Below are 22,972 nucleotides of genomic sequence, written 5' to 3' on the forward strand. Positions count from 1 at the left end.
TCACTCGATGTGACAGGTTTCGTCAGTTCGAGTATTCCTTCGAAGGAGGAATGTATCGAGAACTTATTTTAAAAAGCTAATATCTGTATTTTTTAATGCTTCATTTTCTTTAGCTAAATCATACAAAGTTTCCTCAAAATCTGTTTTTACAGAAGTATCTGCTCCTTGAGAAATTAAATGCTTTATAATTTTATCGTTCTTAGCCATCATTACAGCTTTTTGTAATGCAGTTAAGCCCTTTTTATTTTTAGCATTAATGTTAATCTTATAAGTTTTTATAAAATCTAACATAGGAATACTTTGCTTTTCAATTGCTAAATGATACAATGTTGAACCATCTTTTTGAGTTTTTCCAACCGATAAACCTTTCGCTTTTAAAGTGTTTAATTTCTGTTGAAATTCTTTTTTACCTTTTGAATTGAAAGTTTTAAATAAATGATAACTTAAATCATATCCTTTAGTGTCTACTATTGAAACGTCAGCACCTTTTTCTAACAAGAATTGTACCACTTGTGGTTTGTTCCAAAGTGCTTTGGTTAATACAGAATGTCCATCTTTATTCTTATGATTAATGTTTGAAGTTTTATCAGCAAATAACTTAATAACTTCTAAAGAATTTCTACTTGCAGCATTTAAAAGAGGTGTATTTCCGTCTTTGTTAGCTTGATTTATATTTACACCTTTATCAATAAAATATTGTAATGAGGCAATGTCTTTATTACGATATGCTAAGTTATGTAATGGTGTGTTTCCTTCTTTATTAGTAATGTTAGGATTGATTCCTAAGTTTTCTAAATACTTGAAATAATTTAAAGAATTGTAACCACGACGAGAACCACGAGTAGCAAATAACATAGCATTACCACCATTTTTGTTTAACTCTTTATATGGAAGTCCTTTTTTTATCAATAACTCTAACATTTTACGATTGTCTTTTTGAGCTACGTAATTAAAAACTCCATTTCCGTATTTATCAGTACTTTTTAAATCTAACCCTTTGTTTACAAAATAGTCTACCATAGTAAAATCTTGTAAATTCGGAATAATTAATAATAAAGCATTGGCTCCTTTTGGTGTTTTTTCAGTTAAAACATTTGCGCCTTTTTCAATTAAAAGATCATACAGTTTTGTGTTTTTAACACCTGCTACTGCTGCAAAGTTTAATAATGAATATCCTTTATCGTCAATTACATCGGTCTTAGCACCATTTGCTAAAAGATGTTTTACGATAGGCATGTTGTTTTTATATGCGGCCCAAAAGATATAGGTTCTACCATCATGAGTTAGTTTATTTACATCATTTCCTTTTTTAGTTAAAAGGTGTTTTATAACTGCTTCGTCTGCATTCTCTAATAAAGCATACACAACAGCATCAAAACCAAAACGATTTAATTGACTCGGACTGTTACCTTCTTTTATTTTTTCTTCTACTTGTGCTATGGTAGGTTTTATTTTCCAAAAACTTCTACCAATAAAAATGTTTTCTTGAGCAACAAGTGAAGTGCTTATAAAAAATAAAAATAAAAGGACTATTGATTTTAAAGCTCTCATTTTTTAAGTTTACTTTTTAATAAATGATTCGATTACTTCGCTAACTTCTCCTTCTTTTGTATACTTATCAGTAAACAAGTACTTGAATAATTGCTTGTTTTTAACCTTAGCTTCTAAAGATAAATCTTTGTTTCTAGCAAATACTTCATCCCATTTATTTCTTACGATTTGCCACTTAGCTTGGTTTTTAGTCCACCAATCTTTAGCTGCTTTACAACGAGCATTTGGAACTCTTTTGTAAGTATTATATCCTTTTTCACTAGCTAATACGAAATCTTTTTCACCCGCTTTTCTTACAACTTTTTGATTGTCTTGATCGTGCACCCAACCATAATCTGTAATTTCGTGACGGTTTCCTCTAATTGTTACATTATAATCACTTCTTTTAGTATACTCTCTTCTTGGTAATGGAGCATCAGTAGTATTTTCCCAATAACTTTTCCCATCTATGTGTACCCAAGTACCAGAACCTTCGTAGCGAGGACTATCATCTACTTGATATACTTTTTGTGTCCATTGTTTTCTAATTTCAGACTTTGGTTTGTTTTTATATAACCAGTTGTTGTCTCCATTGAACATATAAAAATCTCTGTTTTGGTAGATCCAGTCTTGTCTCCAGTGCTTTACTATATAAGGTTTAGCAGGATTACCAACTTGTAATAAATGTTGAATAGAAATTTTGTTTTTATCATCTTCAACTAACTGCGCCCATTCTAACCCTTTAGAAACTTTATTTTTCGAAGGTTTATAAGTACTGTCTTTTGAATAGTTGAAAGTTTCAGCAAAATTGAAAGTAACTTCAAAACACCCACACATTTTTTTGATAGCCTCTCTATCTTTTTTCTTTTTACTCTGTGCATTTATAGTAAATACTGATAGCAATAATAAACTCGCTGCAATTAATCTTCTCATTTTATTCTTTAAATATTTTATGTATTAAAAATTTTTAGCAAAAATATAAATTTTATTTAGATTGATTTAAAATAAGTATATATATTTGTCGAAAATTATTAAGAATGTTTCTAAATAGAGTTTTAAAATTAGGATTAGGGTTGATGAGTATTGCTGTGTTCTCTCAAGAGAAGGTGGAAATTATAAAGGACTCTATTAAAGAGAATAATTTAGATGAGGTTGTGGTAACTGCTACGAGAACAAAAAGACAATTATCGTCATTACCAATGCCAGTAACCTTAGTTTCTAAGGAACAGATACAAAAATCAGGATCGGTAAGATTACGAGATATAATATTGGAACAGACTGGTATTGTAATGGTTTCTGATTTTGGAGGATCCGAAGGAGTACAAATGCAAGGAATCGCTGCTGATTACACATTAATAATGATAGATGGTGTTCCTTTAGTAGGAAGAGTTTCTGGTAATATAGATTTAAGTAGGCTTACTGTTAATAATATTAAACAAATTGAAATAGTAAAAGGACCATCCTCTTCTTTATATGGTTCTGAAGCTATGGGAGGTGTCATCAATATTATTACAGAACAGCCCAAAGAAGGGCAGTTTAAGGGAGCTTTTCATGTTTTAACTAGAGGAGGAGCAAGAAATGAATTAGATATAAATACAAATATTGTTAGTAAAAAAAATAAGTTTGGAATTATAGCTGGAATAAATTTGAATTCAAGTGGAGGTTTTGATTTATCTCCTGAAGAGCCTACTAACAAAACAACAAATCCGCATCAGAATTTTACGGGGAATTTAAAATTAAGTTATGATTTTTCTGATAAAATTACTGCTGAAATATCTAACAGATTATTTACGCAAAACATATTTGTTGGAGAGAATAAGAATGAAGTAACAGACTTTAATATAAATGCAAAAGTCCGTCATGAAATTTCTAGTAAATGGGAATTAGATTATCAGTTTTATGCTACAGAGTATAAAACGGAAAGTATATTTAATGGAGAAACTTCATTGTTTGACAGAAGCTTGTACCGACCAGAAATTAAAGCAAAATATAATTTTGAAAACTCAAACATAATAGCTGGAGTAGGAGGGAATTATGATGCTTTAGAGCGTAGTTTTTTTAATGGAAGAAAAAACTTTGAAGCACATTACATTTTCGGACAGTATGATTTTAATCCAATTGATAAAATGAATATTGTTGTTGGTTTCAGATATGATACTTCAAATAAATATCAATCGGCATTCTCGCCTAAACTATCGGCTAATTATAAATTTAATAATTGGATTACAGCAAAAGCTTCGGTAGGAAAAGGTTTCAAAGTACCAGATTTTAGACAACTATTCTTCAACTTTAGAAATACTAATGGAGGTTATGTGGTTTTAGGAACACAAACTATTCATGAATTATATCCTAATGTGGCGGGAATAGATAGAGTTCAAAAAGAATTAAAACCTGAAAGTTCTATTGGATATAATTTTGGTTTCCAATTAAAACCATTATCAAATTTAGGAGTAAATATTAATTTATTTCGAAATGACTTTACTGATTTAATAGACACTTTTGATACTCAGTTAAACCCTAGTGATTTAGATTTAAACAATGGTACAAGAACTTTTTCATATAGAAATATAGCTGAGGTTTATACACAAGGAATTGAAGTAGAATTTAACTATCGATTAAATAATAATATTAAACTTTTAGGAGGTTATCAATTTTTAGATACTGGTAATAAAGAAGAGGAAGCATTAATTAAAAAAGGAGAAGTATTTTTTAGACGAACACCAACCTCACCATCTGAGCAGTTAACACTTTCAAATTACTACGGTTTAGCAAATAGGTCTAAACACACAGGTAATTTTAAAGTGTTCTATGAAAATTTTGAATATGATTTTTCTGCAAATATTAGAGGTATTTACCGAAGCGAATATGCCTTGTTTGATACTAATAACAGTCGAGGAATTATTGATAAATACGACAATTTTGTGTCAGATAATTTGCAGTTAAATATGAGTATAGAAAAAACTTTTTTTGAATTAATGAATGTTCAATTCGGAATAGATAACCTTTTGAATGAAGAAGGATTAGATAACAAACAATTATTTTCTAATAATGATACTGTATTAAGACTAGGAAGAACTTATTACACAAGAATACAATTTAATTTTTAATATAAATAGAGAACAGAGAAATGAAAAACTTTAAATCAATTTTAACGGCAATAATTATAGCTTTCGTGTTTACATCATGTAGCGATAATGAGAAACCAGTAATTAAGCCAGTAGCGTCACAAACTATAGAAAACTTAGCAGCTCCAGCTAGTGGTCATGGAGGTAAGTATACAGGAGCATTTGCAAAATTTAGCTTTAAAGAAGGAAAAGTTGTAACTGGAGATAATTGGGATATTGCTTTTAGAGCTACTGAAATTATAGTAAACGGTGGAGAAAAAGGAAAAGTATTAGAAGATATAGACAGAACAGGGCAAGCTTCTTTAGCTATCGTTAACGGAACATTTGCTTCAGTAAAAGAAGTTCCAACGAATGCTTCTTTTAAACAAGATACAACTACTGCCTTAGCAATACCAACAGGAAGTAATAATGGTTGGTACTCATATGCAGGTCCACCAACACATGCTATCAATCCGATTGCAGGAAAAGTAATAGTGGTTAAAACTATTGAAGGAAACTATGTTAAGATGGAAATCTTAAGCTACTATAAAGATAAAGATGCAAGTAACCCAGCAAATGGGAGACATTATACGTTTAACTATGTGTATAATCCAAATGTTGGAGATAAAAGCTTTCAATAAAGAGAGTATTTTTATTGAATTTTGTTAGTTTTTGTTACGTTTTGAACCGCTTAATTATCCAATAAGCGGTTCTTTTTTATGATTAAATTTTTTCAGCTAAATAAGGAGCTGTATACGATTCTTTATTTTTAACCAATTCTTCAGGAGTTCCTGCAAAAATTAAATTACCGCCATTTTTACCACCTTCAGTACCTAAATCAATAATGTAATCAGCACATTTAATCAGTTCAATATTATGCTCTATAACAATAATAGAGTGTCCTCTTTCAATTAAAGCATTAAAAGAGTCTAGTAACTTTTTAATGTCATGAAAATGCAAGCCTGTAGTAGGCTCATCAAAAATAAATAAGGTTTTATCTTTTGTAGTTCCTTTAACCAAAAAGGATGCTAGTTTTATACGTTGTGCTTCACCACCAGAAAGGGTAGAAGAAGATTGACCTAATTGCACATAACCTAATCCAACATCTTGTAAAGGTTTCAGTTTTTTAGCAACTTTTGGCTGATTGTTTTCAGTGAAAAAAGCAACAGCATCATCAATGGTAAAGTTTAAGATATCATCAATATTTTTACCCTCAAAATTAACTTCTAAAACTTCTTTTTTGAATCGTTTTCCGTTACAGGTTTCACATTGTAAATGCACATCTGCCATAAATTGCATTTCAATCGTAACTTCGCCTTCACCTTTACAAACTTCACAGCGTCCGCCTTCTACATTAAAAGAAAAATGCTTTGGTTGATAGTTTCTGATTTTAGAAAGCTTTTGAGCTGATAATAACTTACGAATATCATCATAAGCTTTGATATAGGTTACAGGATTTGAACGAGAAGATCTACCAATTGGATTTTGATCAATGAATTCTACATTTTTAATAGTATCGAAACTTCCGTTAACAGCTGTATGTTGACCAATTTTGTTTCCATATCCAATTAATTGTTTTTGCATTGCTGGATACAAAATTTTCTTTACCAAGGTACTTTTTCCACTACCAGAAACACCCGTAATAACTGTTAGATTATTTAAAGGAAAGGAAACATCAATGTTTTTAAGATTATTTTCTCTCGCTCCAATAACATTAATAGTATTTTTAGAGTTTCTACGAATCTTAGGAATTTCAATTTTTAAATCTTCTGATAAATATTTTGCAGTAAGTGTATCAGATTTTAATATTTCGTTGAACTTTCCTTCAGCAACGACATTACCACCATAAGTACCAGCTTCTGGACCAATATCAATAATATAATCAGCTTCCTTCATAATGTCTTCGTCATGCTCAACTACAATTACTGTATTACCTAAATCTCGTAAATTCTTTAGTACTTTTATTAAACGTTCGGTGTCTTTTGGGTGTAAGCCAATACTAGGTTCATCTAAAATATACATCGACCCTACTAAAGAACTTCCTAAAGAAGTAGCCAAGTTAATTCGTTGACTTTCTCCTCCAGAAAGTGTGTTTGAAGTACGGTTTAAGGTTAAATAACTTAGACCGACATCTTGTAAAAATTGTAAGCGATTGTTGATTTCAGTTAATAATCGTTTTCCTATTTTTTCTTCATATTTATTAAGTTGAAGTTGACTAAAAAACTGTGCCAATTCATCTAATGGAATAGTAACCAATTCTGAAATTGTTTTTCCACTAATTTGAACATAATTAGCTTCTTTTCGTAATCTTTTCCCTTCACATTCGGTACACTTTGTTTTTCCGCGATAGCGAGAAAGCATTACTCTGTTTTGAATTTTATAGCTTTTCTCTTCTAACGTTTGAAATAAATGATTGATTCCTCTGAATTTTGAAGTTCCATTCCAAACTAAACTTTGTTGCTCTTCGGTAAGTTCAAACCAAGGTTTGTGAATTGGAATATTGAATTCATTAGCATTTAAAATCAGTTCATTTTTATAGTTTTTATAACTATCTGTTTTAAAAGGAAAAATAGCTCCTTCGTAAATAGAAAGTCCAGTGTTTGGAATTACCAACTCTTCGTCAATACCAATTACACTTCCATAGCCTTCACATTTAGGACAAGCTCCATACGGATTGTTAAAACTAAATAAATGTGTGTTGGGTTCTAAGAAGGTGATTCCATCGAGTTCAAATTTATTACTGAATTCTATAGTACTTTTTTCAACAATGTTTTCAATAAAACAAATTCCTTTTCCTTCAAAAAATGCAGTTTGTACAGCATCTGCTAATCGATTTAAGAAATCTTCATCGTGTTTTACTACAATTCTATCTACTACTAAATAAAGATTGTCTCCTTTGAATTTATCAACAGGAAATTCATCTATTCGATATACTGAATCTTGATATTTTAAACGAGCATATCCTTGTTGGGTAAGTACTTTTAAAACCGTTTCTAATTTTCTGTTTTCATTTAAAGTAATTGGAGCTAGTAATAAAAGTTTTATTCTTTCTTCTAAACTCTTAACGTGATTTACAACATCGGTAACTGTATGCTTTTTCACTTCTTTACCTGAAATAGGAGAGTAGGTTTTACCAATACGTGCATACAATAACTTTATATAATCGTATACTTCAGTGGAAGTACCAACCGTAGAACGCGGATTGGTAGAGTTTACTTTTTGTTCAATGGCAATAGCAGGAGCAATTCCTTTAATATAATCTACCTTAGGTTTATGAAGTTTTCCTAAGAATTGACGAGCATAAGAAGATAAACTTTCTACATACCTTCGTTGCCCTTCGGCATATAATGTGTCAAAAGCCAAAGATGATTTACCAGAACCAGAAAGCCCAGTAATTACCACTAATTTATTACGTGGAATTACAACATCTATGTTTTTTAAATTGTGGAGTTTAGCTCCTTTAATTATAATGTTTTCCTTTGGATTTACCTTAGAAATGTCTGTCTTCATTGAATCAAAAAATAAGGGTTAAAAATACCAAAAAATGAATTGATATGTAACTATGCTAAAAACGAATTTTAATATTTTTTTTAAGAAAGTTTTGTTAATTTTAAAAAAATAATACATATTTGTAACTCATTACTAATCAGTAAATAATAAAGAAGCCTATTGATATAAAATTACTTTTTTAAACTAAAATAATCCCTAACCCCAAAGAAAGTCCCTTAAAGACGTTCTTTAAAAAAGTAATTGTATGCGTAGAGAAGTAGCAAGTGATAGTGCTTTAGTAAAAGACTACATTAATGGTAATGAATTAGCCCTAGAATTTTTAATTAAGCGTCATCAACAACGTTTGTATAGTTTTATTTATAGTAAACTACAAAATAGAGACACTACTGAAGATATTTTTCAAGACACCTTTATTAAAGTTATTAGAACTTTAAAGAGAGGTTCTTATAACGAAGAAGGTAAATTTTTACCTTGGGTAATGCGAATAGCTCATAATTTAATTATAGACTATTTTAGAAAGAATAATCGAATGCCTTCATTTAGTAGTCCGACTGATGATTTTGATATTTTTTCAGTAATTAGTGATAATGTGCCTAATGTAGAAAGTAAAATTATTAAAGAGCAGATTTTAAACGACGTTAAAGAGTTGATTGAAGAGTTGCCAGATGAGCAAAAAGAAGTGTTAAAAATGCGAATGTATAACGATATGAGTTTTAACGAAATATCAGAAAATACAGGTGTAAGTATTAACACAGCATTAGGTAGAATGCGTTATGCTTTGATCAATCTTAGGAAGATTGTTGAACAGAATAATATAATTTTGGTAAACTAAACAATAAATTAAAAAAGTTGTCGTTAAATAATTGATATTAAGGGATAAAATTATTTATATGAAACAACTTTACACTGAAAAACCATCTGATTTTCAGATGAAACCTAAACAAGAAACAATTCAATTTTTGATTAATTTTTCAAAATCTTTCACTACAGTAAAAACCAAATCAAACTATCTCATTGAATTGAATTTGAATTAAGAGTGGAAAAAGCTTCAGTAATACTGGGGCTTTTTTTAGTTATAGAGCAACTAAAAAAATGTAAGTATTTTACTTTTTCTTGTTGTAATCGTCAATAACCGATTTTCTTCCTACTGTTTGTGTTATAATATCATTTTCTAATTTCCAACCTCTTGCTGGTGAATATTCTCTTCCGTAGTAAATAATTTGTAAGTGTAATTTATTCCATAATTCTTTAGGAAATAATCGTTTGGCATCTTTTTCTGTTTGTGCTACACTTTTTCCGTTTGATAAATTCCATCTGAACATTAATCTATGTATATGCGTATCTACAGGAAAAGCAGGAATATCAAACGCTTGTGCCATAACTACGCTTGCTGTTTTATGACCTACAGCAGGTAATTCTTCTAAAGCTTCAAAACTAACAGGAACTTTTCCATTATGTTTTTCTATCAAGATTTTAGAAAGACCATGAATTCCTTTTGATTTCATTGGAGATAACCCTACGGGTTTGATAATTTCTCTAATTTCATCAACAGAAAGTTTAACCATGTCGTACGGATTATCTGCTTTTTCAAAAAGAAGTGGAGTAATAGTATTTACTCTTGCATCGGTACTTTGTGCTGACATTAAAACCGCTATGAGTAAAGTGTATGGATCTTTATGATCTAACGGAATTGGAGTTTCTGGGTATAATTTTTCTAGCGTGTCAATAACAAATTGAACTTTGTCAGCTTTGGTCATTTTCTATATCTTTATATCGACAAAAATACAAATTATGACTACATTAAAAATAGGAGATACCGCACCGAATTTTGAATCATTAGATGAGAAAGGAAATGTTGTAAAACTATCTGATTATAAGGGAAAAAAATTAGTGCTATTCTTTTATCCTAAGGCTAGTACACCAGGATGTACGGCAGAAGCATGTAATTTAAGAGATAATTACCAAACTTTTTTAGCACAAGGTTATGATGTGTTGGGAGTAAGTGCAGATTCGGCTAAGCGTCAGCAAAATTGGATTAACAAGCATGAATTACCATTTCCGTTATTAGCAGATGAAACTAAAGAAGTAATTAATGCTTTTGGTGTTTGGGGACCTAAAAAATTCATGGGACGTGAGTATGATGGAATTCACAGAACCACTTTTGTAATTGATGAAAAAGGGGTGATTGAAGATGTTATTTCAAAAGTAAAAACGAAAGAACATACTGCACAGATTTTGAGTTAAAGATAGAGTTATTTTGAAGAACGATATTTATAGTTTTTATTTAAAAGAGTTAAAAACTAATTCGAGTATTTCTGAAAATAAAAAAAGGGATATAGTTACTAATATGCCTTTAAATTTATTAGGAATATCGTCTAACTTAGTATTTTATACTTTGAATTTGACCGAACAAAAGTACGAGTATATTAATGAAGAGTGTATTAATTTATTTGGAGTTAAACAAAAAGAGTTTTACGAAAATGGGACACAGATATTACAAAATATCTTTCTAAAGAAAGATTATGAAGACATGACTCTAAAAATTCTTCCAGAAATGATGAGTTATGTGAAAACTATAGATAATAAAGATTTATCTAAATTGGTATTTGAGCTTCACTATAGAATAAGAAATAAAATAACAAATAATATTGTATCTATTATAGAGTATTCTTCTTATGCTGAGTTAGGTGAAGGTGGTAAACCTTCTTTATCTTCAGGTATGTGTATCAGTTCTGCGGTTGACAGTAAAGGAGTGAGAGGCATTCTTCGTTTTACAGATTCAAATACTATTTTATTTAATAAAGAAGTAACATTTTTTGGAGAATTAACAGAAAGAGAAAATGAATTAGTTAGTTTGTTATTAAAGGGGTTAACTAGAAAAGAAATATCAGAGAAAGTTCATCTTTCAGTACATACAGTAAATACACATTGTAAGAATATTTATTTAAAGTTAGGGATAAATAAAAAGAGTGAATTATTTAGTATGTTTTAAGGTTGTGATAAAGTTTACTTTTGAGATAATCTTTAAAGCATTTTTTTTTTCTTATTAAAAAATACCTAAGGTTGGGTATTTTGTAAATTGATTTGTGGTTATAGATTTGATGAAACTTAAAATTTAAATATTTATGAAGAACAAAATCTACAAACAGTTTAGAATTTTATGTGTAATGACTTTTTTTTTAATTTCATTGTCTTGCTCAGATTCTGCAACAGATGAAGCAGATACTGGGTGTTCAGTTTTTGTATGGGAACTTTCTGTGAATTCTCCTCCTGGAGGAGTAACGACTTATTTTGTTAAAATAGGGAAAGATATAACGAGTGCTGTAGATACTCAAGTGGATGAAATTACGTATAATTATTATGATAATAAATTTGTTCCTGGTGAAAAACTGTGTTGGGAAGGAAGTAAATAGTTTAAGCTATAATTAATCCATTTTGTATTCCAAATTTAATCAGATCTGGAGTACTATTGGTATTGGTTATCTCAAATAATTCTCGTTTATGAGATTTTAAAGCACTTTCTGAGATTGATAAAATATCAGAAAGTGCTTTTTCTTTTTTATCAGAATGCTTGTAAAGTGCTTGCAAGATTTCTAATTTTCTATTTGTGAATGTTAAATTACCTATTTTTATTTTTGAAGTTTTATTGATAAAATCAGGTTTATTAGCATTATAGCACTCTAAGATTTTATCTTTAAAAACCGATAGGTCAGAATCTTTACTTACAAAAAAATCAATTCCTTTTTTTATAGCCTCTGACTTAATATAGTTGTTATTTAACGTGGTTAGTGAGATTATTTTAAATGAATTTTTATGAGTTCTTATTTCGTTGATATACTCTAAAGAGCTAACACCATTAAAGTTTACATCTAAAATTAAAATATCAAAATTATAATTTTGAGTGTATTTTATTAAATCATCTATAGTAGTAAAAATATTTTTTACCTCAAGTTCTTCATAAGTATTTAGTTTATCTCTTAAAGCTTCGCAAAAGAATTTATTATCATCAGCAATGATAACAGATAATGTAGTAGGTTTCATTCTTAAATAGGAATATTAATTGTTGTTGATGTTCCTTTGTTTTTTGGGGAGTTTATAAATATATTTCCTTTTAATTCACTAACAATATACTTAATGTTTTGTATTCCGTATGAGTTTTTCCTAATCATATGTTGATCATAACCGATACCGTCATCTAAAACTATAATTTCAAGTTTTGAACCTGAAGTTTTTGATACATTGACATTTATTTCTGAGGCTTTAGAGTGTTTAATTGAATTGGTAATAAGTTCAGAAATAATACGATAAATTAAAAAACATTGATTAGGAGTTAATTGAGTATTATCAACTTTAAATGTTGATTTTATAATATTATTGGTTGCTTGGTTAATTTTAGAACAAAACTCTTGAAGAGTCTCAACAAAGTTTTCTGAGTTTATTTTAGGAGAATATAAGTTGTTTAATAAATAACGGTAATCTTTATCGAAAGAGCCTATTATTTCTTGGATTTGTTCTGGAGTTCTTTCAGTTTTATTTAATAATCGAAGTTTTAAAGCTTCTAAATAACCTCCGAAACTATCATGAATATTTCTAAATAACTTGTTGCGTTCTTCTTGTTGAATTCTTAAAATATTTTCTTGAAAAGAGTTTCTCAAAATCAAATTTTCATTTTTAAGAGTTATGGCCAAAAATTCATTTTTAATCAGCTGCTTTATAATGTAATAAATGACCAAACAAATTTCTATACTGGTTGCTATATATACTAAATAATCAAATAAGAAAACCTCATTAATAGAAGTATGAAAGTCTGGTTCGTCATTAACAAAAATAAAAAATGAAATTATAGGAAGTATAAATGCAAAAGCAAGGTAATAAGGGATTACTTTTCTTATAGCTAAAAGTATATGAAAAATTAATATTAATATAATTACAGCTCTAGCTGAGTAAATTATTATTTCCTTAGGGAATAACATTTTGTTGGCAATAAAGAATATTCCAAAGATTATAGTAACTATAGCAAAGTAGTAAGAGAAATAAATAAAACCTTTCTGTATCCATTTAGTCCTTTTATTATACGAGTAAAAGTTTATGAAAAATAATGAAGCAAAAAACATTGCAATATTAGGGACTAGCATTTGAGAACTAGCCTGAAAAATAGGAAAATTAAGTATGCCAAATTGATTGTGAACTCCCATATGAAATAAAAAGTCAAACAAAAAGAATACTATATAAAGTGCATACCACAATAAGCTTAACTCTTTTTTAGCAATGAAGAGAATCAAAATAAAGAGAAGAAGTAGTGATAAAAATATAGTCTGAGCTATAATTATTATATTTTCTTTTTGAAGCCTATTATTGTATTGTTCAAAATTTAAAAGCAATAGATTAAGGTTTGTTTTAGTATTAAAATCCTTAACTTTTATAAAAACATCTGCATTAGAATAGTCTTTGTTAATTTTCCATGTTGGAGATCTAAAACCTATAGGAAATTTATTTTTTTCAATTAAAGAGAATTCTTTCTCTTCAACTAATTTACCATTCTCAAACTGTATATAAAGTTTACTATAATCTAAAAATGTATTCCAAATACATAAATATTTATCCTTTTGTAATGAATTTAATTTAAAATGTAACCATGTTGCAGGTTTGCCTTGAACTTCATAAAATAGTTTATTTTCCATAGGTATGGAAAACATCTCATTTTTATGTAGTTCAATAATATTGTGTATTGATAAAGTGTCACTTTTAAAATTTAAAAAAGTAACTGATTTATATAAAGGAGTCTCAATAGTACTTTCTTGAGAGTTAACAAAAGAAAGATTAAGATTTAAGAAGATAATTACTAATAAAAAACGATACATTTAATATATAATAACCATACTAAAGTATGATTTTTTTTTTCAGTAACAAATTAGTTTTGTCAAAGTTAATTATCTAAAATATGGATTACTTAAAATTAGAAAACGAGACTAATAAAAAAAACAACCATATTGAAAAAGAAAATTTTAGAAAGTTAATGAGTGATTTAGTGCATATGGAGCTATCTACAAAAGAACTTCTTTTACTAAAAAATACATTAAATATAAAGTGTGAAGATAATTTCTTAACTCACAGTTATAAGTTTAATTCTTTAACCAATAAAGAACTGGAAGTATTCTTTTTAATTTGTGATGGTTTAATACCAAAAGAAATTGCAGAAAAACTATTTATAGAAGTTTCTACAGCACAAACTCACAGAAGAAATATCATAAAAAAACTAGATATAAAAACCTTTAAAGATTGGTGTTTTTATGCTTCCTTTTCTGAGTATAAAAAACTAGCTAGTTAACGTAGTTTTAGAAGAAAATAGTTAAGCTGCTTTCGATTTTTTTCGAGCAGCTTCTTCTTTACGGAGTTGAGCTTGTAATTGTTTACTTGTCATGGTACTTCCATCATGACTCCAACCTGGAGGCATAAAAACATACTTTAATCGAGTACCAATTGGCAAATGTTTTTTTCTACTAAAAAAGTCTTTAAAAATTTCTTTCCATTCATGGAAAATAACATTAACAGGACCTTTGTCGACAAGATTCGTTGTAAGTCCGAATTTTAATTTTTCGTATTCTTCTTCAGTTTCTTCAGCTTGAAAGGTACCAAACATCCTATCCCAAATAATTAAAAACATTCCCATGTTTTTATCTAAATATTTGGTGTTAGAAGCGTGGTGTACTCGGTGATGAGAAGGTGTAACAAAAATGTATTCCCAAACACTTAGTAAAAAACCAACAAATCCTTTTTTGTTATTCTTTTTAATAAAGTTTGTATGACATAATGTTCCATAATTTTGATTCATTGCATAAGCAAACATAATGTGTAGCGGTGCAATTCCGATTAAAATTAACGGAATTAAAAACATAAATCGATAAAATGGTTGTAATACAGGGGAACGGAATCCTGTTGTGATATTGTAAAACTCTGAATTGTGGTGTGTTACATGAACTGCCCAAAAAAAGCGAGAATGGTGGTCAACGTAATGATGTATATAGTATAAAAAGTCTTGACCAACAAAAGCTATAAACCAATATATGAAGCCCGTGTTTTCCCAGTTAAAAAATCTATATTGATAAAAGAAATTCATGACAATAAAAGAAACTCCATACATTAATGCATCTAAACCTACATTAACTAAAGCAAAATACACATTGGTAGACACATCTTTAAATTCGTAGTTCTTAGCTTTTCTTTTGTAGCTAAAATACATTTCTAAAAAAATGGCAAGCGCACATATAGGTACAAACCATTTGTAAGCATTCTCGTGTGTAAAAATTTCCATACTACATCATAATTTCGGTGTGCAAAAGTACAATATTATTTACAACCTTTGTTCAATCCAACTCTTAAAACTATAAAAATTTTGTGGTGCAACTCCGTGACCTACAGGGTATTCTGAATATTCGTTGCTTAAATTTAATGATTTTAACACTTCGGGAGCTTTTCTTGCCCATTGCACAGGTAATACCTGATCTACAGTTCCGTGAGAAATATAATAATCGGTTTTTATCGTATTAGAAATCTCTTTTGGTAATAAATCATTATTAATATATCCACTCAAAGCAATAACATGTTGTACTTTATTTGGTAAATTAAGACTTAACGCATAGCTTAAAATTGCTCCTTGACTAAAGCCTAATAAAAAAGTTTTAGCGGGATTGGTATTGTATTTAGCTTTAACTTCATCAATAAAAGCTGAAATTTTTTGAACAGATTCTCTTGCTTGGTCTAAATCTGAAAACTTATCATTATTTGCATCAAAGTTAATAGCATACCAAGCATAACCACCATATCCCATCTCGTAAGGAGCTTGCGCACTTACTATTAATAATTCATCTGGAAGTTCTTCAGCGAAAGAAAATAAATCTTGTTCATTACTACCATAACCATGCAGTAAAATTAATAACGGAGGATTTTCAGCCTTTGTTTTTGGCTGTCTAACAATATAGTTAAGGCTCATGAGTTATAATGATTTAAACCAGTTTTGAAAATGCTCACCAAATACAGGTAATAACTTTTTCTCACCACCAAAAGCACCAAGGATACTAATTATCCAAAAAATGAATAAAACTACACCAATACCCCAGCCAATAAAACCTCCTATGTATTTATATACTAACCATCCGTTTAAAAATGAAAGTAAGTGTAATCCAATCATTTGTCTTATATAAAAGCTAGCAAAAGAGTTTTTACTATTTAGGTTTAAAAAGAAAGCAATTATGGTTCCTAAAATCCAAAAATGACTAATTATAGCGCTTGTTTTTCCGTCGTTAACTGTTTGATTACTCATCGTTATTAATTTAAAATTAATTGATTTTTATTGAAAATTCCGTACACTTTTCCTTTCAATTCTTTATCTAAGAAAATACTGTTTTTTGAAGTTGAATAAATATGGTCTTCAGTAAAAGTGAAAGTTCCGTTAGGATTGAAAAGTGTAATATTTACTTTTTCTCCTTCGTTAATTGATTCGGTATTTATATTGAATCGGTTTTTAGGTTTTGTCGTTAAACATTCAACAATAGTCTCAGTATCTAATACTGTATTTAAAGCGCTAAATGCAGATTCTAAACCGATAGTTCCGTTTTTAGCAATAGCAAATTCTACTTTTTTATACTCAACATCAATCGGATTGTGATCTGAAGTAATGATATCTATAACACCATTTTTAACTCCTTCAACTAAAGCATTTACATCTTCTTGAGTTCTAAGTGGTGGAGTTACTTTTGTATTGGCATCGAAACCTATTAACTCTTTATCCGTTAAAACTAAATTATGAACAGCAACACTACAGGTAACATTCAATTCTTTGCTTTTAGCTTCTTTAATTAATTCAACCGATTTTTTAGTTGAAATAGTAGGGATATGTAATTTACCTCCTGTATATTCTAACAAAAATAAATCTCTAGCAATTTGAAGTTCTTCTGCTAAAGCAGGAATTCCTTTCAAACCTAATCGAGTAGCATTAACGCCTTCGTGTGCAATTCCGTCTCCAGCAATGCTTTTGTTTTTAGGGAAACTAAGTACTAATCCATCAAAAATTTGAGCATATAATAAGGCAACTTTTAGTAGATTATCATTGCTAATAGGTTTGTTGTAATCTCCAAAAGCGATAGCTCCAGATTGTTGCATATCGTACAATTCTGCCATTTCAATTCCTTTGCTTTCTTGTGTTAAAGCTCCAATAGGATAAAGTTCTGTCGCAGAAAAAGTAGCTTTGTTTTTTAGAAACTCAATAGCTGCTTTGTTATCAACAATAGGTTGCGTATTTGGATTTACAGCAACAGCGGTAAAACCGCTTTTAGCTGCAGCAGTTAAACCATTTGCTATGGTTTCTCTTTCTTCGTAACCTGGTTCACCAAAAGAAGCACTGGTGTCGAACCAACCTGTTGAAATATGTAAGTTCTCTAACTCAATAATTTGAGTGTTTTCTGAAGGATTTATCGTATCATCAATTTTTTGAATGACACCATTTTCAATTAAAATATCTTTTGTTTGTTTGTGAAAAGGACTCGACTTGTCGATTATTGTTGCCGATTTTAGCAGCGTTGTCATGGTTTGAAGAATTTTATAATCAAAATTTCTAACAGCAAAGATACAATGGCTAAGGCTAAAAACCATTTCCAAAGCCAATGAACTTTATTTTTTTGTTCAATACTTTCAATAGCATCTTTTACCGAGTTAGAAATAATAATTTTATTTAGTTGTGTTGTTAATTCGTTGCTGTTTAAAAACTCCAATTTACTTTCATCTTTAGCGTAATTAAAAGCAATTTTTTTTATGAGTTGTTGCTCTTTATTTATGTTATAACTTCCTGCAAGTTGTGGTTGTTCTTTCGTAGTTAGCGTAACTTTATTTTGATAAGCTCTTTGTAAAGGAATAAATGAGCTTTCATTATTTTTAATGGAAAGTATTTCGTCTTTTCCTAACTGTTTTTGAACTTCAATAGTATTTTCCTTATCAATCGTATAATACAATTGAGTGGTTTTTAAACTTTGTAATCCGATAGTATAAAAAACAGGAACAATTAAAGGAGAGTTGGTGAAGTTAGAACTGGTTTTGTCTAAAGGAGAAGCAAACCAAAACAACCTAGCGGATGGCAATTTTGCCTCCTTTAAGAAAGCTTGATTATTTTCAAATTGAATCAAACTGCTTTCCTTTCTAAAGCTAGTTGGGTATTGAATAAGTGAGTTTGGATATTGAAAATTACGAACTCTTTTCTCAAAAACATTACTAAAAAATGGATGCTTATAGTTGATGTTTGTGATTTTTAAACTATCAGTTTTCTTTTTAGAAATATTACCAATATTTAGTTTGCCAAAAAGAGCATTATAACTATTCGTGTTACTTTCTTTATTAGGAATAAGAATAATATTTCCGCTATTGTTACTAAAAGTAGTTAAACTACTTATTAAGGGTTGCGGAATAGATTCCAACTGATTTAAAATTACCAATTGTTGATTGTTAATCAAGTTGTAATTGATGCCAGTTTCTTTGTTTTCGATAAAATTAAATTCATCTTTCGAGTAGATACGTTTTAAAAAGTCATTATTGTTACCAATAGCTAATACGTTGGTTTTTTCAGTACTGTTTACCGAAAAATAAAAGGTGTTATCGAAAGAATAGGTATCATTAAACGTTATAGAAACTTTTCCGTTAAAAGTATCGGTTTTATTCACTAAAAACTGTACAGTTTCTGTAGTATTTTTCTCTATTGAAAAAGTTTGTTTGTTTATCAGTTTGTCAGAATTAAAAATACTAATGGGAACATTCTTTTTAGCATTTCCTTGGTTTTGAACAACAATATTAACTTCTAAATTGGTTGCTTCTTTACTATTCACAAATAGGCTATCAATACTCAAATTGTTTTGTTGTTCAGGTAATAATTGAATTAAAGTTGTGTTCTTCGGAACATTTGTAAAATCACTCTTTTTAGTATTTTGAAAATCAGAAATAAAAACAGTTTTCGATTGTTGATTGTTAGTATTGTTTAGTTGTAAAAAAACCGTTTCTGGTAACTTTTCTTTTGCTACAGGTTTTAATTTTAATAGATGCTCTTTTAAACGATTATAATCAATATTATGGTAGTAGTTAGCGTTTGTTATTAGTGTGTATGTAGCTTCTTTGGGAGTGTTTTCAATAATTTCTTGCGTGGCAGTTTTTAATAAATTCCCTTTACTTCCTTTCGAATCTAAACTTAAAGAATTGTTTAAATAAATATTGTAATGCGTTTTCTCTTCAGCAGTTCTATTACTAAAATAAGGTTGTGCAAAAGCAATTATAATTCCTGTTAAAAGAAGTATTCTTGTTAATAAGACTAGCCATTTTTTTAACTGAGAACTTTTTCGAGTTTGTAACTGTAATTTTTTTAAAAAAGCAACATTGGTAAAAGGAACTTTTTCAAAACGTTGTAGTTGAAAAAGATGCACTAGAATAGGAATGATTAATAGTGCTAAAAAATATAAAACTTCAGGATGTTTAAATTGCATATGTTATGTTACTGAGGGTAAAAATAAATATTTTAGAATCGTAAAGTAAAATGAATCGTTAAAAATCTGTTAGAACTTTTAAAGGATTCCGACCAAAAATCAAATTTTAGTATTTTTGACCTATGACTACACAAGAAGACTGTAAGCTTCCTGAGCAAAAAGATTATCAACAGCACTGGAATACAGCTTATAATAAAAATACTACAGATAAATTAGGTTGGTACGAAGAACATTCTACCCAAACCATTCAATTAATTGAGAAAACAAATTTGCCTAAAAACGCATTAATATTAAATGTTGGGGTTGGCTCTTCAATTTTAATTGATGACTTGCTTGATAAAGGATACACGAATTTAATCGCAAATGATTTATCTGAAAAAGCGTTGGAAGATGTTAAAATCAGATTGAAAGAAAAAGCAAATGATGTTACTTTTATTGTTGATGATTTAACGAACTCAACAAAGTTAACTTCACTAGAGGAAGTGGCTTTATGGAACGATAGAGCAGTATTGCATTTTTTCTTAAAGGAAGAGGAACAAAAAGCGTATTTTGATTTACTGAAAAATAAAGTAGCTAAAGACGGATTTGTAATTATAGCAGTATTTTCAAAAGACGGAGCTGAAAAATGTTGTGGTTTACCCTTACAACGTTATGATGTTGAAATGTTAAAAGAAAAACTAGGTAGTGATTTTGAACTTCAAGAAAGTTTTGACCATGTTTTTATAAATCCATACGGAGGAGAACGACCTTATGTTTATACTTTATTCAAAAGAATGCATAAGTAGTATTTAAAGCAACTAACTAATCTTAAACAAGAACTTTTGGAAGTAACTCATATACCTTTTAAGGAAACGGGATTTTTCTCAAAAACGATGATTGATTATCTAAATCAGTCACCTAACATACAACCTTTTTACCATAATTTTTCTGATATAAACGGAATTGAAAAGCAGTTAGAAGAAAAGAAAAAGTCTTTTCCTAAAAATCACAGAAATGTATTAGTAAAGGTTTTAAAAGAACAATATAAAAATGTTGAAACAAGCGAATCAACTCAAGAAAATATTGAACTTTTAGCAAAAGAAAATACGTTTACAATTACTACTGGGCATCAATTAAATTTGTTCACAGGACCTTTATATTTTTTATATAAAATTATTTCCGCAATTAATTTATGTGAAGAATTAAGAGAGAAAAATCTAGAGCATAATTTTGTTCCTATTTATTGGATGGCTTCCGAAGATCATGATTTTGATGAAATAAATTATTTCAATTTTAAAGGGAAAAAAGTTCAATGGAATTCAGATCAAATTGGCCCAGTAGGAAGATTTTCTACAGAAGGATTAGAAGAAGTATTTAAAGTGTTCTCTCAAGATTTAGGCACTTCTAGAAATGCTGAATATTTAAAAGACTTGTTTAAAAAGGGATATATCCATCATCAGAATTTAGCAGATGCAACACGTTATATAGCCAATGAATTGTTTTCATCTTACGGTTTAGTAGTTGTGGATGCAGATCATAAAGAATTGAAACAGCTTTTTGTTCCTTATGTAGAAAGAGAGTTCACTGAAAATGTTTCTTATACTAATGTTACTGAAACCAATAAAAGCTTAGTAGAATTCTATAAAATCCAAGTAAATCCGAGGGAGATTAACCAGTTTTATATAACCAATACATTACGAGAACGCATTATTGAAGAAAATGGAGTTTTTAGAGTAATCAATACTGATATTTCTTGGGACCTAGAGGGATTAAAAAAAGAGTTGTCAGAAAGCCCTGAACGTTTTTCTCCAAATGTAATCATGCGTCCGTTGTATCAAGAGGTTATTTTACCAAACTTGGTATACATTGGAGGAGGAGGAGAATTAGCTTATTGGATGGAGTTGAAGAGCTATTTTAAAGCAGTAAACATTCCTTTTCCTGTATTGTTGTTGAGGAACTCGGTACAAGTTATTTCTGAAAAGCAAGCTAAAAAGCTAGAGAAGTTGCAAATGTCAGTTCAAGATGTTTTTAAAAAGCAGCATGATTTACTAAAAGAAAAGGTTGTTGAGAACTCAGATGTTTCTATAGATTTTCAAAAGAAAAAAGAGCATTTACAACAGCAATTTAATGAGTTAAGAATAGTTGCTGAAAAAACTGATCAATCGTTTATTGGAGCTGTAAACGCACAAGAGAAAAAGCAATTAAAAGGGATTGATAATTTAGAAAAACGATTAGTGAGAGCTGAAAAACGTAGACAAAAAGATTTGGTTGATAGAATAATATTACTTCAAAATAAATTGTTGCCGAATCAAAGTTTAGAAGAGCGTCAACGTAACTTCTCAGAATACTTTTTAGAATACGGAACAGATTTTATAAGCGTATTAAAAGATAATTTACAACCTTTGCAATTGGAATTCACAGTACTTATACTATAATGAAACTTAAGCAAGGGTTACACAAAAATAACATTCATAAAAAGGGATATGATTTTGATTTTTTAAAAACAAAATACCCTAAAATATCTAGTTTTATTGTAGAAAAACATGAAAAAGAAACCATTGATTTTTCGAATCCAATTGCTGTAAAAGAGTTAAATAAAGCTATTTTATTTTCGTATTATGGAATACAATACTGGAATTTTCCTGACGAAAACTTATGTCCGCCAATTCCAGGAAGAGTAGATTATATTCATCATATAGCTGATTTAATTCCGAGTAGGAAAAACGTTAAAGTTTTAGATATTGGTACAGGTGCTACCTGCATTTATCCGTTGTTAGGAACTACTGCTTATAATTGGAGTTTTGTTGCTTCTGATGTAAGTACAGAATCACTTAAAAACGCTCAAAGAATTATTGATAAAAATAATTTAAATGATTCTATTGAGTTACGTTTTCAAAAAGATGAAAGTCATATTTTAAAAGGAGTTTTAAAGGAAGAAGACTCATTTTCCTTAACAATGTGTAATCCGCCATTTTATAAATCAGAAGAAGAAGCAAGAGGAGCTAATAGGAGAAAGTCTCGAAATTTAGGGAATAATACTGTCCGCAATTTTTCAGGGAATTCTAATGAATTGTGGTATTTAGGTGGTGAGAAAGCTTTTTTACATACATATTTATACGAAAGTTCTTTAATGCCAAATAAAAGTAGTTGGTTTACCAGCTTGGTTTCAAAGAAAGAGAATATTGAAAGTTTACAAAAATCAGCAAAAAAGTTGGGCGTTGTTGAGTTTAAAACTATCCCAATGCATCAAGGAAATAAAGTAACTCGAATTGCTTGTTGGAGGTTTTAAACTGAGTGATGATTTTAAAAATACCTAATGTTAAGTATTTACTT

Annotated in this window: 21 protein-coding genes; 10 read left to right on the plus strand and 11 right to left on the minus strand. The window is 29.2% G+C overall.

Features of this window, described 5'->3' with window-relative positions; translation table 11 throughout:
* Positions 1–63 precede the first annotated feature (63 nt).
* Positions 64–1,551, minus strand: a complete 1,488-nt coding sequence (locus WH52_RS09695; protein WP_086030748.1) for an ankyrin repeat domain-containing protein — start codon at positions 1,549–1,551, stop codon at positions 64–66.
* 9 nt (positions 1,552–1,560) lie between these two features.
* On the minus strand, positions 1,561–2,463 hold the full coding sequence (locus WH52_RS09700; protein ID WP_086030749.1) for a DUF6607 family protein: 903 nt from the start codon (positions 2,461–2,463) through the stop codon (positions 1,561–1,563).
* 104 nt (positions 2,464–2,567) lie between these two features.
* Between WH52_RS09700 and WH52_RS09705 the strand changes: the two genes are divergently transcribed.
* Both WH52_RS09705 and WH52_RS09710 read left to right on the plus strand, forming a co-directional pair.
* Positions 2,568–4,637 carry a TonB-dependent receptor plug domain-containing protein gene (locus WH52_RS09705; protein ID WP_086030750.1) on the plus strand — a complete coding sequence of 690 codons (2,070 nt, stop codon included), beginning with the start codon at positions 2,568–2,570 and terminating at the stop codon, positions 4,635–4,637.
* A 20-nt stretch (positions 4,638–4,657) separates the two neighbouring features.
* The gene (locus tag WH52_RS09710) at positions 4,658–5,275 is read left to right on the plus strand and encodes an HmuY family protein (RefSeq protein ID WP_086030751.1); all 618 of its coding nucleotides are present in this window, start codon (positions 4,658–4,660) and stop codon (positions 5,273–5,275) included.
* An 82-nt stretch (positions 5,276–5,357) separates the two neighbouring features.
* On the opposite strand, the gene uvrA is transcribed toward WH52_RS09710, so the two are convergent.
* Complete coding sequence (gene uvrA, locus WH52_RS09715) at positions 5,358–8,144, minus strand: excinuclease ABC subunit UvrA (RefSeq protein WP_086030752.1); 2,787 nt, start codon at positions 8,142–8,144, stop codon at positions 5,358–5,360.
* A gap of 244 nt (positions 8,145–8,388) precedes the next feature.
* Here uvrA and WH52_RS09720 point away from each other — a divergent pair, with 244 nt between their 5' ends.
* Positions 8,389–8,976 carry an RNA polymerase sigma factor gene (locus tag WH52_RS09720; RefSeq protein ID WP_086030753.1) on the plus strand — a complete coding sequence of 196 codons (588 nt, stop codon included), beginning with the start codon at positions 8,389–8,391 and terminating at the stop codon, positions 8,974–8,976.
* 271 nt (positions 8,977–9,247) lie between these two features.
* Here the strand turns inward: WH52_RS09720 and WH52_RS09725 are convergent, their stop codons facing one another.
* Positions 9,248–9,901, minus strand: a complete 654-nt coding sequence (locus WH52_RS09725) for an endonuclease III domain-containing protein (protein ID WP_086030754.1) — start codon at positions 9,899–9,901, stop codon at positions 9,248–9,250.
* A 34-nt stretch (positions 9,902–9,935) separates the two neighbouring features.
* Between WH52_RS09725 and bcp the strand changes: the two genes are divergently transcribed.
* The 3 genes from bcp to WH52_RS09740 all read left to right on the plus strand — a co-directional run bounded on the left by bcp (position 9,936) and on the right by WH52_RS09740 (position 11,557).
* Positions 9,936–10,388, plus strand: coding sequence for a thioredoxin-dependent thiol peroxidase (bcp, locus tag WH52_RS09730; RefSeq protein WP_086030755.1), 453 nt, complete (start codon positions 9,936–9,938; stop codon positions 10,386–10,388).
* Positions 10,389–10,401: 13 nt separating this feature from the next.
* Positions 10,402–11,136, plus strand: a complete 735-nt coding sequence (locus WH52_RS09735; protein WP_086030756.1) for a helix-turn-helix transcriptional regulator — start codon at positions 10,402–10,404, stop codon at positions 11,134–11,136.
* Between the two features lie 133 nt (positions 11,137–11,269).
* A complete protein-coding gene (locus WH52_RS09740) occupies positions 11,270–11,557 on the plus strand; it encodes a hypothetical protein (protein WP_086030757.1) in 288 nt (95 codons plus the stop codon).
* Between the two features lies 1 nt (position 11,558).
* On the opposite strand, the gene WH52_RS09745 is transcribed toward WH52_RS09740, so the two are convergent.
* A complete protein-coding gene (locus tag WH52_RS09745) occupies positions 11,559–12,185 on the minus strand; it encodes a response regulator transcription factor (protein WP_086030758.1) in 627 nt (208 codons plus the stop codon).
* A gap of 2 nt (positions 12,186–12,187) precedes the next feature.
* Positions 12,188–13,825 (minus strand): sensor histidine kinase, encoded by a 1,638-nt coding sequence (locus tag WH52_RS09750; protein ID WP_158091373.1) that lies wholly within the window; start codon positions 13,823–13,825, stop codon positions 12,188–12,190.
* A gap of 260 nt (positions 13,826–14,085) precedes the next feature.
* Between WH52_RS09750 and WH52_RS09755 the strand changes: the two genes are divergently transcribed.
* The gene (locus tag WH52_RS09755; protein ID WP_086030760.1) at positions 14,086–14,472 is read left to right on the plus strand and encodes a response regulator transcription factor; all 387 of its coding nucleotides are present in this window, start codon (positions 14,086–14,088) and stop codon (positions 14,470–14,472) included.
* Positions 14,473–14,493: 21 nt separating this feature from the next.
* On the opposite strand, the gene WH52_RS09760 is transcribed toward WH52_RS09755, so the two are convergent.
* The 5 genes from WH52_RS09760 to WH52_RS09780 are packed head-to-tail and all read right to left on the minus strand — an operon-like array spanning position 14,494 to position 19,660.
* Entirely contained in the window at positions 14,494–15,456 is a 963-nt protein-coding gene (locus WH52_RS09760; protein ID WP_086030761.1) for a sterol desaturase family protein, read from the minus strand.
* Positions 15,457–15,495: 39 nt separating this feature from the next.
* Positions 15,496–16,134: an alpha/beta hydrolase gene (locus WH52_RS09765; protein ID WP_086030762.1), complete on the minus strand. Its 639-nt coding sequence runs from the start codon at positions 16,132–16,134 to the stop codon at positions 15,496–15,498.
* Between the two features lie 3 nt (positions 16,135–16,137).
* Positions 16,138–16,464, minus strand: coding sequence for a hypothetical protein (locus WH52_RS09770; RefSeq protein WP_086030763.1), 327 nt, complete (start codon positions 16,462–16,464; stop codon positions 16,138–16,140).
* A 5-nt stretch (positions 16,465–16,469) separates the two neighbouring features.
* The gene (locus tag WH52_RS09775; RefSeq protein ID WP_198938428.1) at positions 16,470–17,726 is read right to left on the minus strand and encodes a dihydroorotase; all 1,257 of its coding nucleotides are present in this window, start codon (positions 17,724–17,726) and stop codon (positions 16,470–16,472) included.
* On the minus strand, positions 17,723–19,660 hold the full coding sequence (locus WH52_RS09780) for a BatA domain-containing protein (RefSeq protein WP_086030765.1): 1,938 nt from the start codon (positions 19,658–19,660) through the stop codon (positions 17,723–17,725). Before WH52_RS09780 ends, WH52_RS09775 begins: the two co-directional genes overlap by 4 nt.
* Positions 19,661–19,782: 122 nt before the next feature.
* On the opposite strand from WH52_RS09780, the gene WH52_RS09785 reads away from it, so the two are divergent.
* The 3 genes from WH52_RS09785 to rlmF are packed head-to-tail and all read left to right on the plus strand — an operon-like array spanning position 19,783 to position 22,928.
* On the plus strand, positions 19,783–20,445 hold the full coding sequence (locus WH52_RS09785; RefSeq protein ID WP_086030766.1) for a class I SAM-dependent methyltransferase: 663 nt from the start codon (positions 19,783–19,785) through the stop codon (positions 20,443–20,445).
* A 36-nt stretch (positions 20,446–20,481) separates the two neighbouring features.
* Positions 20,482–22,074: a bacillithiol biosynthesis cysteine-adding enzyme BshC gene (gene bshC, locus WH52_RS09790; protein WP_086030767.1), complete on the plus strand. Its 1,593-nt coding sequence runs from the start codon at positions 20,482–20,484 to the stop codon at positions 22,072–22,074.
* Positions 22,074–22,928 carry a 23S rRNA (adenine(1618)-N(6))-methyltransferase RlmF gene (gene rlmF, locus WH52_RS09795; protein ID WP_086030768.1) on the plus strand — a complete coding sequence of 285 codons (855 nt, stop codon included), beginning with the start codon at positions 22,074–22,076 and terminating at the stop codon, positions 22,926–22,928. The genes bshC and rlmF overlap by 1 nt, the downstream gene beginning before the upstream one ends.
* The last annotated feature ends 44 nt before the right edge of the window (positions 22,929–22,972 follow it).

It is taken from the genome of Tenacibaculum holothuriorum (assembly GCF_002120225.1).
GTDB classification, from domain to species: Bacteria; Bacteroidota; Bacteroidia; order Flavobacteriales; family Flavobacteriaceae; genus Polaribacter; species Polaribacter holothuriorum.

Excerpts from the sequence above, each read along its gene's own strand:
- WH52_RS09695 (WP_086030748.1), bottom strand. The coding sequence starts at position 1,551 with ATGAGAGCTTTAAAATCAATAGTCCTTTTATTTTTATTTTTTATAAGC.
- WH52_RS09700 (WP_086030749.1), bottom strand. The coding sequence starts at position 2,463 with ATGAGAAGATTAATTGCAGCGAGTTTATTATTGCTATCAGTATTTACT.
- WH52_RS09705 (WP_086030750.1), top strand. The coding sequence starts at position 2,568 with ATGTTTCTAAATAGAGTTTTAAAATTAGGATTAGGGTTGATGAGTATT.
- WH52_RS09710 (WP_086030751.1), top strand. The coding sequence starts at position 4,658 with ATGAAAAACTTTAAATCAATTTTAACGGCAATAATTATAGCTTTCGTG.
- uvrA (WP_086030752.1), bottom strand. The coding sequence starts at position 8,144 with ATGAAGACAGACATTTCTAAGGTAAATCCAAAGGAAAACATTATAATT.
- WH52_RS09720 (WP_086030753.1), top strand. The coding sequence starts at position 8,389 with ATGCGTAGAGAAGTAGCAAGTGATAGTGCTTTAGTAAAAGACTACATT.
- WH52_RS09725 (WP_086030754.1), bottom strand. The coding sequence starts at position 9,901 with ATGACCAAAGCTGACAAAGTTCAATTTGTTATTGACACGCTAGAAAAA.
- bcp (WP_086030755.1), top strand. The coding sequence starts at position 9,936 with ATGACTACATTAAAAATAGGAGATACCGCACCGAATTTTGAATCATTA.
- WH52_RS09740 (WP_086030757.1), top strand. The coding sequence starts at position 11,270 with ATGAAGAACAAAATCTACAAACAGTTTAGAATTTTATGTGTAATGACT.
- WH52_RS09745 (WP_086030758.1), bottom strand. The coding sequence starts at position 12,185 with ATGAAACCTACTACATTATCTGTTATCATTGCTGATGATAATAAATTC.
- WH52_RS09750 (WP_158091373.1), bottom strand. The coding sequence starts at position 13,825 with ATGGAAAATAAACTATTTTATGAAGTTCAAGGCAAACCTGCAACATGG.
- WH52_RS09755 (WP_086030760.1), top strand. The coding sequence starts at position 14,086 with ATGGATTACTTAAAATTAGAAAACGAGACTAATAAAAAAAACAACCAT.
- WH52_RS09760 (WP_086030761.1), bottom strand. The coding sequence starts at position 15,456 with ATGGAAATTTTTACACACGAGAATGCTTACAAATGGTTTGTACCTATA.
- WH52_RS09765 (WP_086030762.1), bottom strand. The coding sequence starts at position 16,134 with ATGAGCCTTAACTATATTGTTAGACAGCCAAAAACAAAGGCTGAAAAT.
- WH52_RS09770 (WP_086030763.1), bottom strand. The coding sequence starts at position 16,464 with ATGAGTAATCAAACAGTTAACGACGGAAAAACAAGCGCTATAATTAGT.
- WH52_RS09775 (WP_198938428.1), bottom strand. The coding sequence starts at position 17,726 with ATGACAACGCTGCTAAAATCGGCAACAATAATCGACAAGTCGAGTCCT.
- WH52_RS09780 (WP_086030765.1), bottom strand. The coding sequence starts at position 19,660 with ATGCAATTTAAACATCCTGAAGTTTTATATTTTTTAGCACTATTAATC.
- WH52_RS09785 (WP_086030766.1), top strand. The coding sequence starts at position 19,783 with ATGACTACACAAGAAGACTGTAAGCTTCCTGAGCAAAAAGATTATCAA.
- rlmF (WP_086030768.1), top strand. The coding sequence starts at position 22,074 with ATGAAACTTAAGCAAGGGTTACACAAAAATAACATTCATAAAAAGGGA.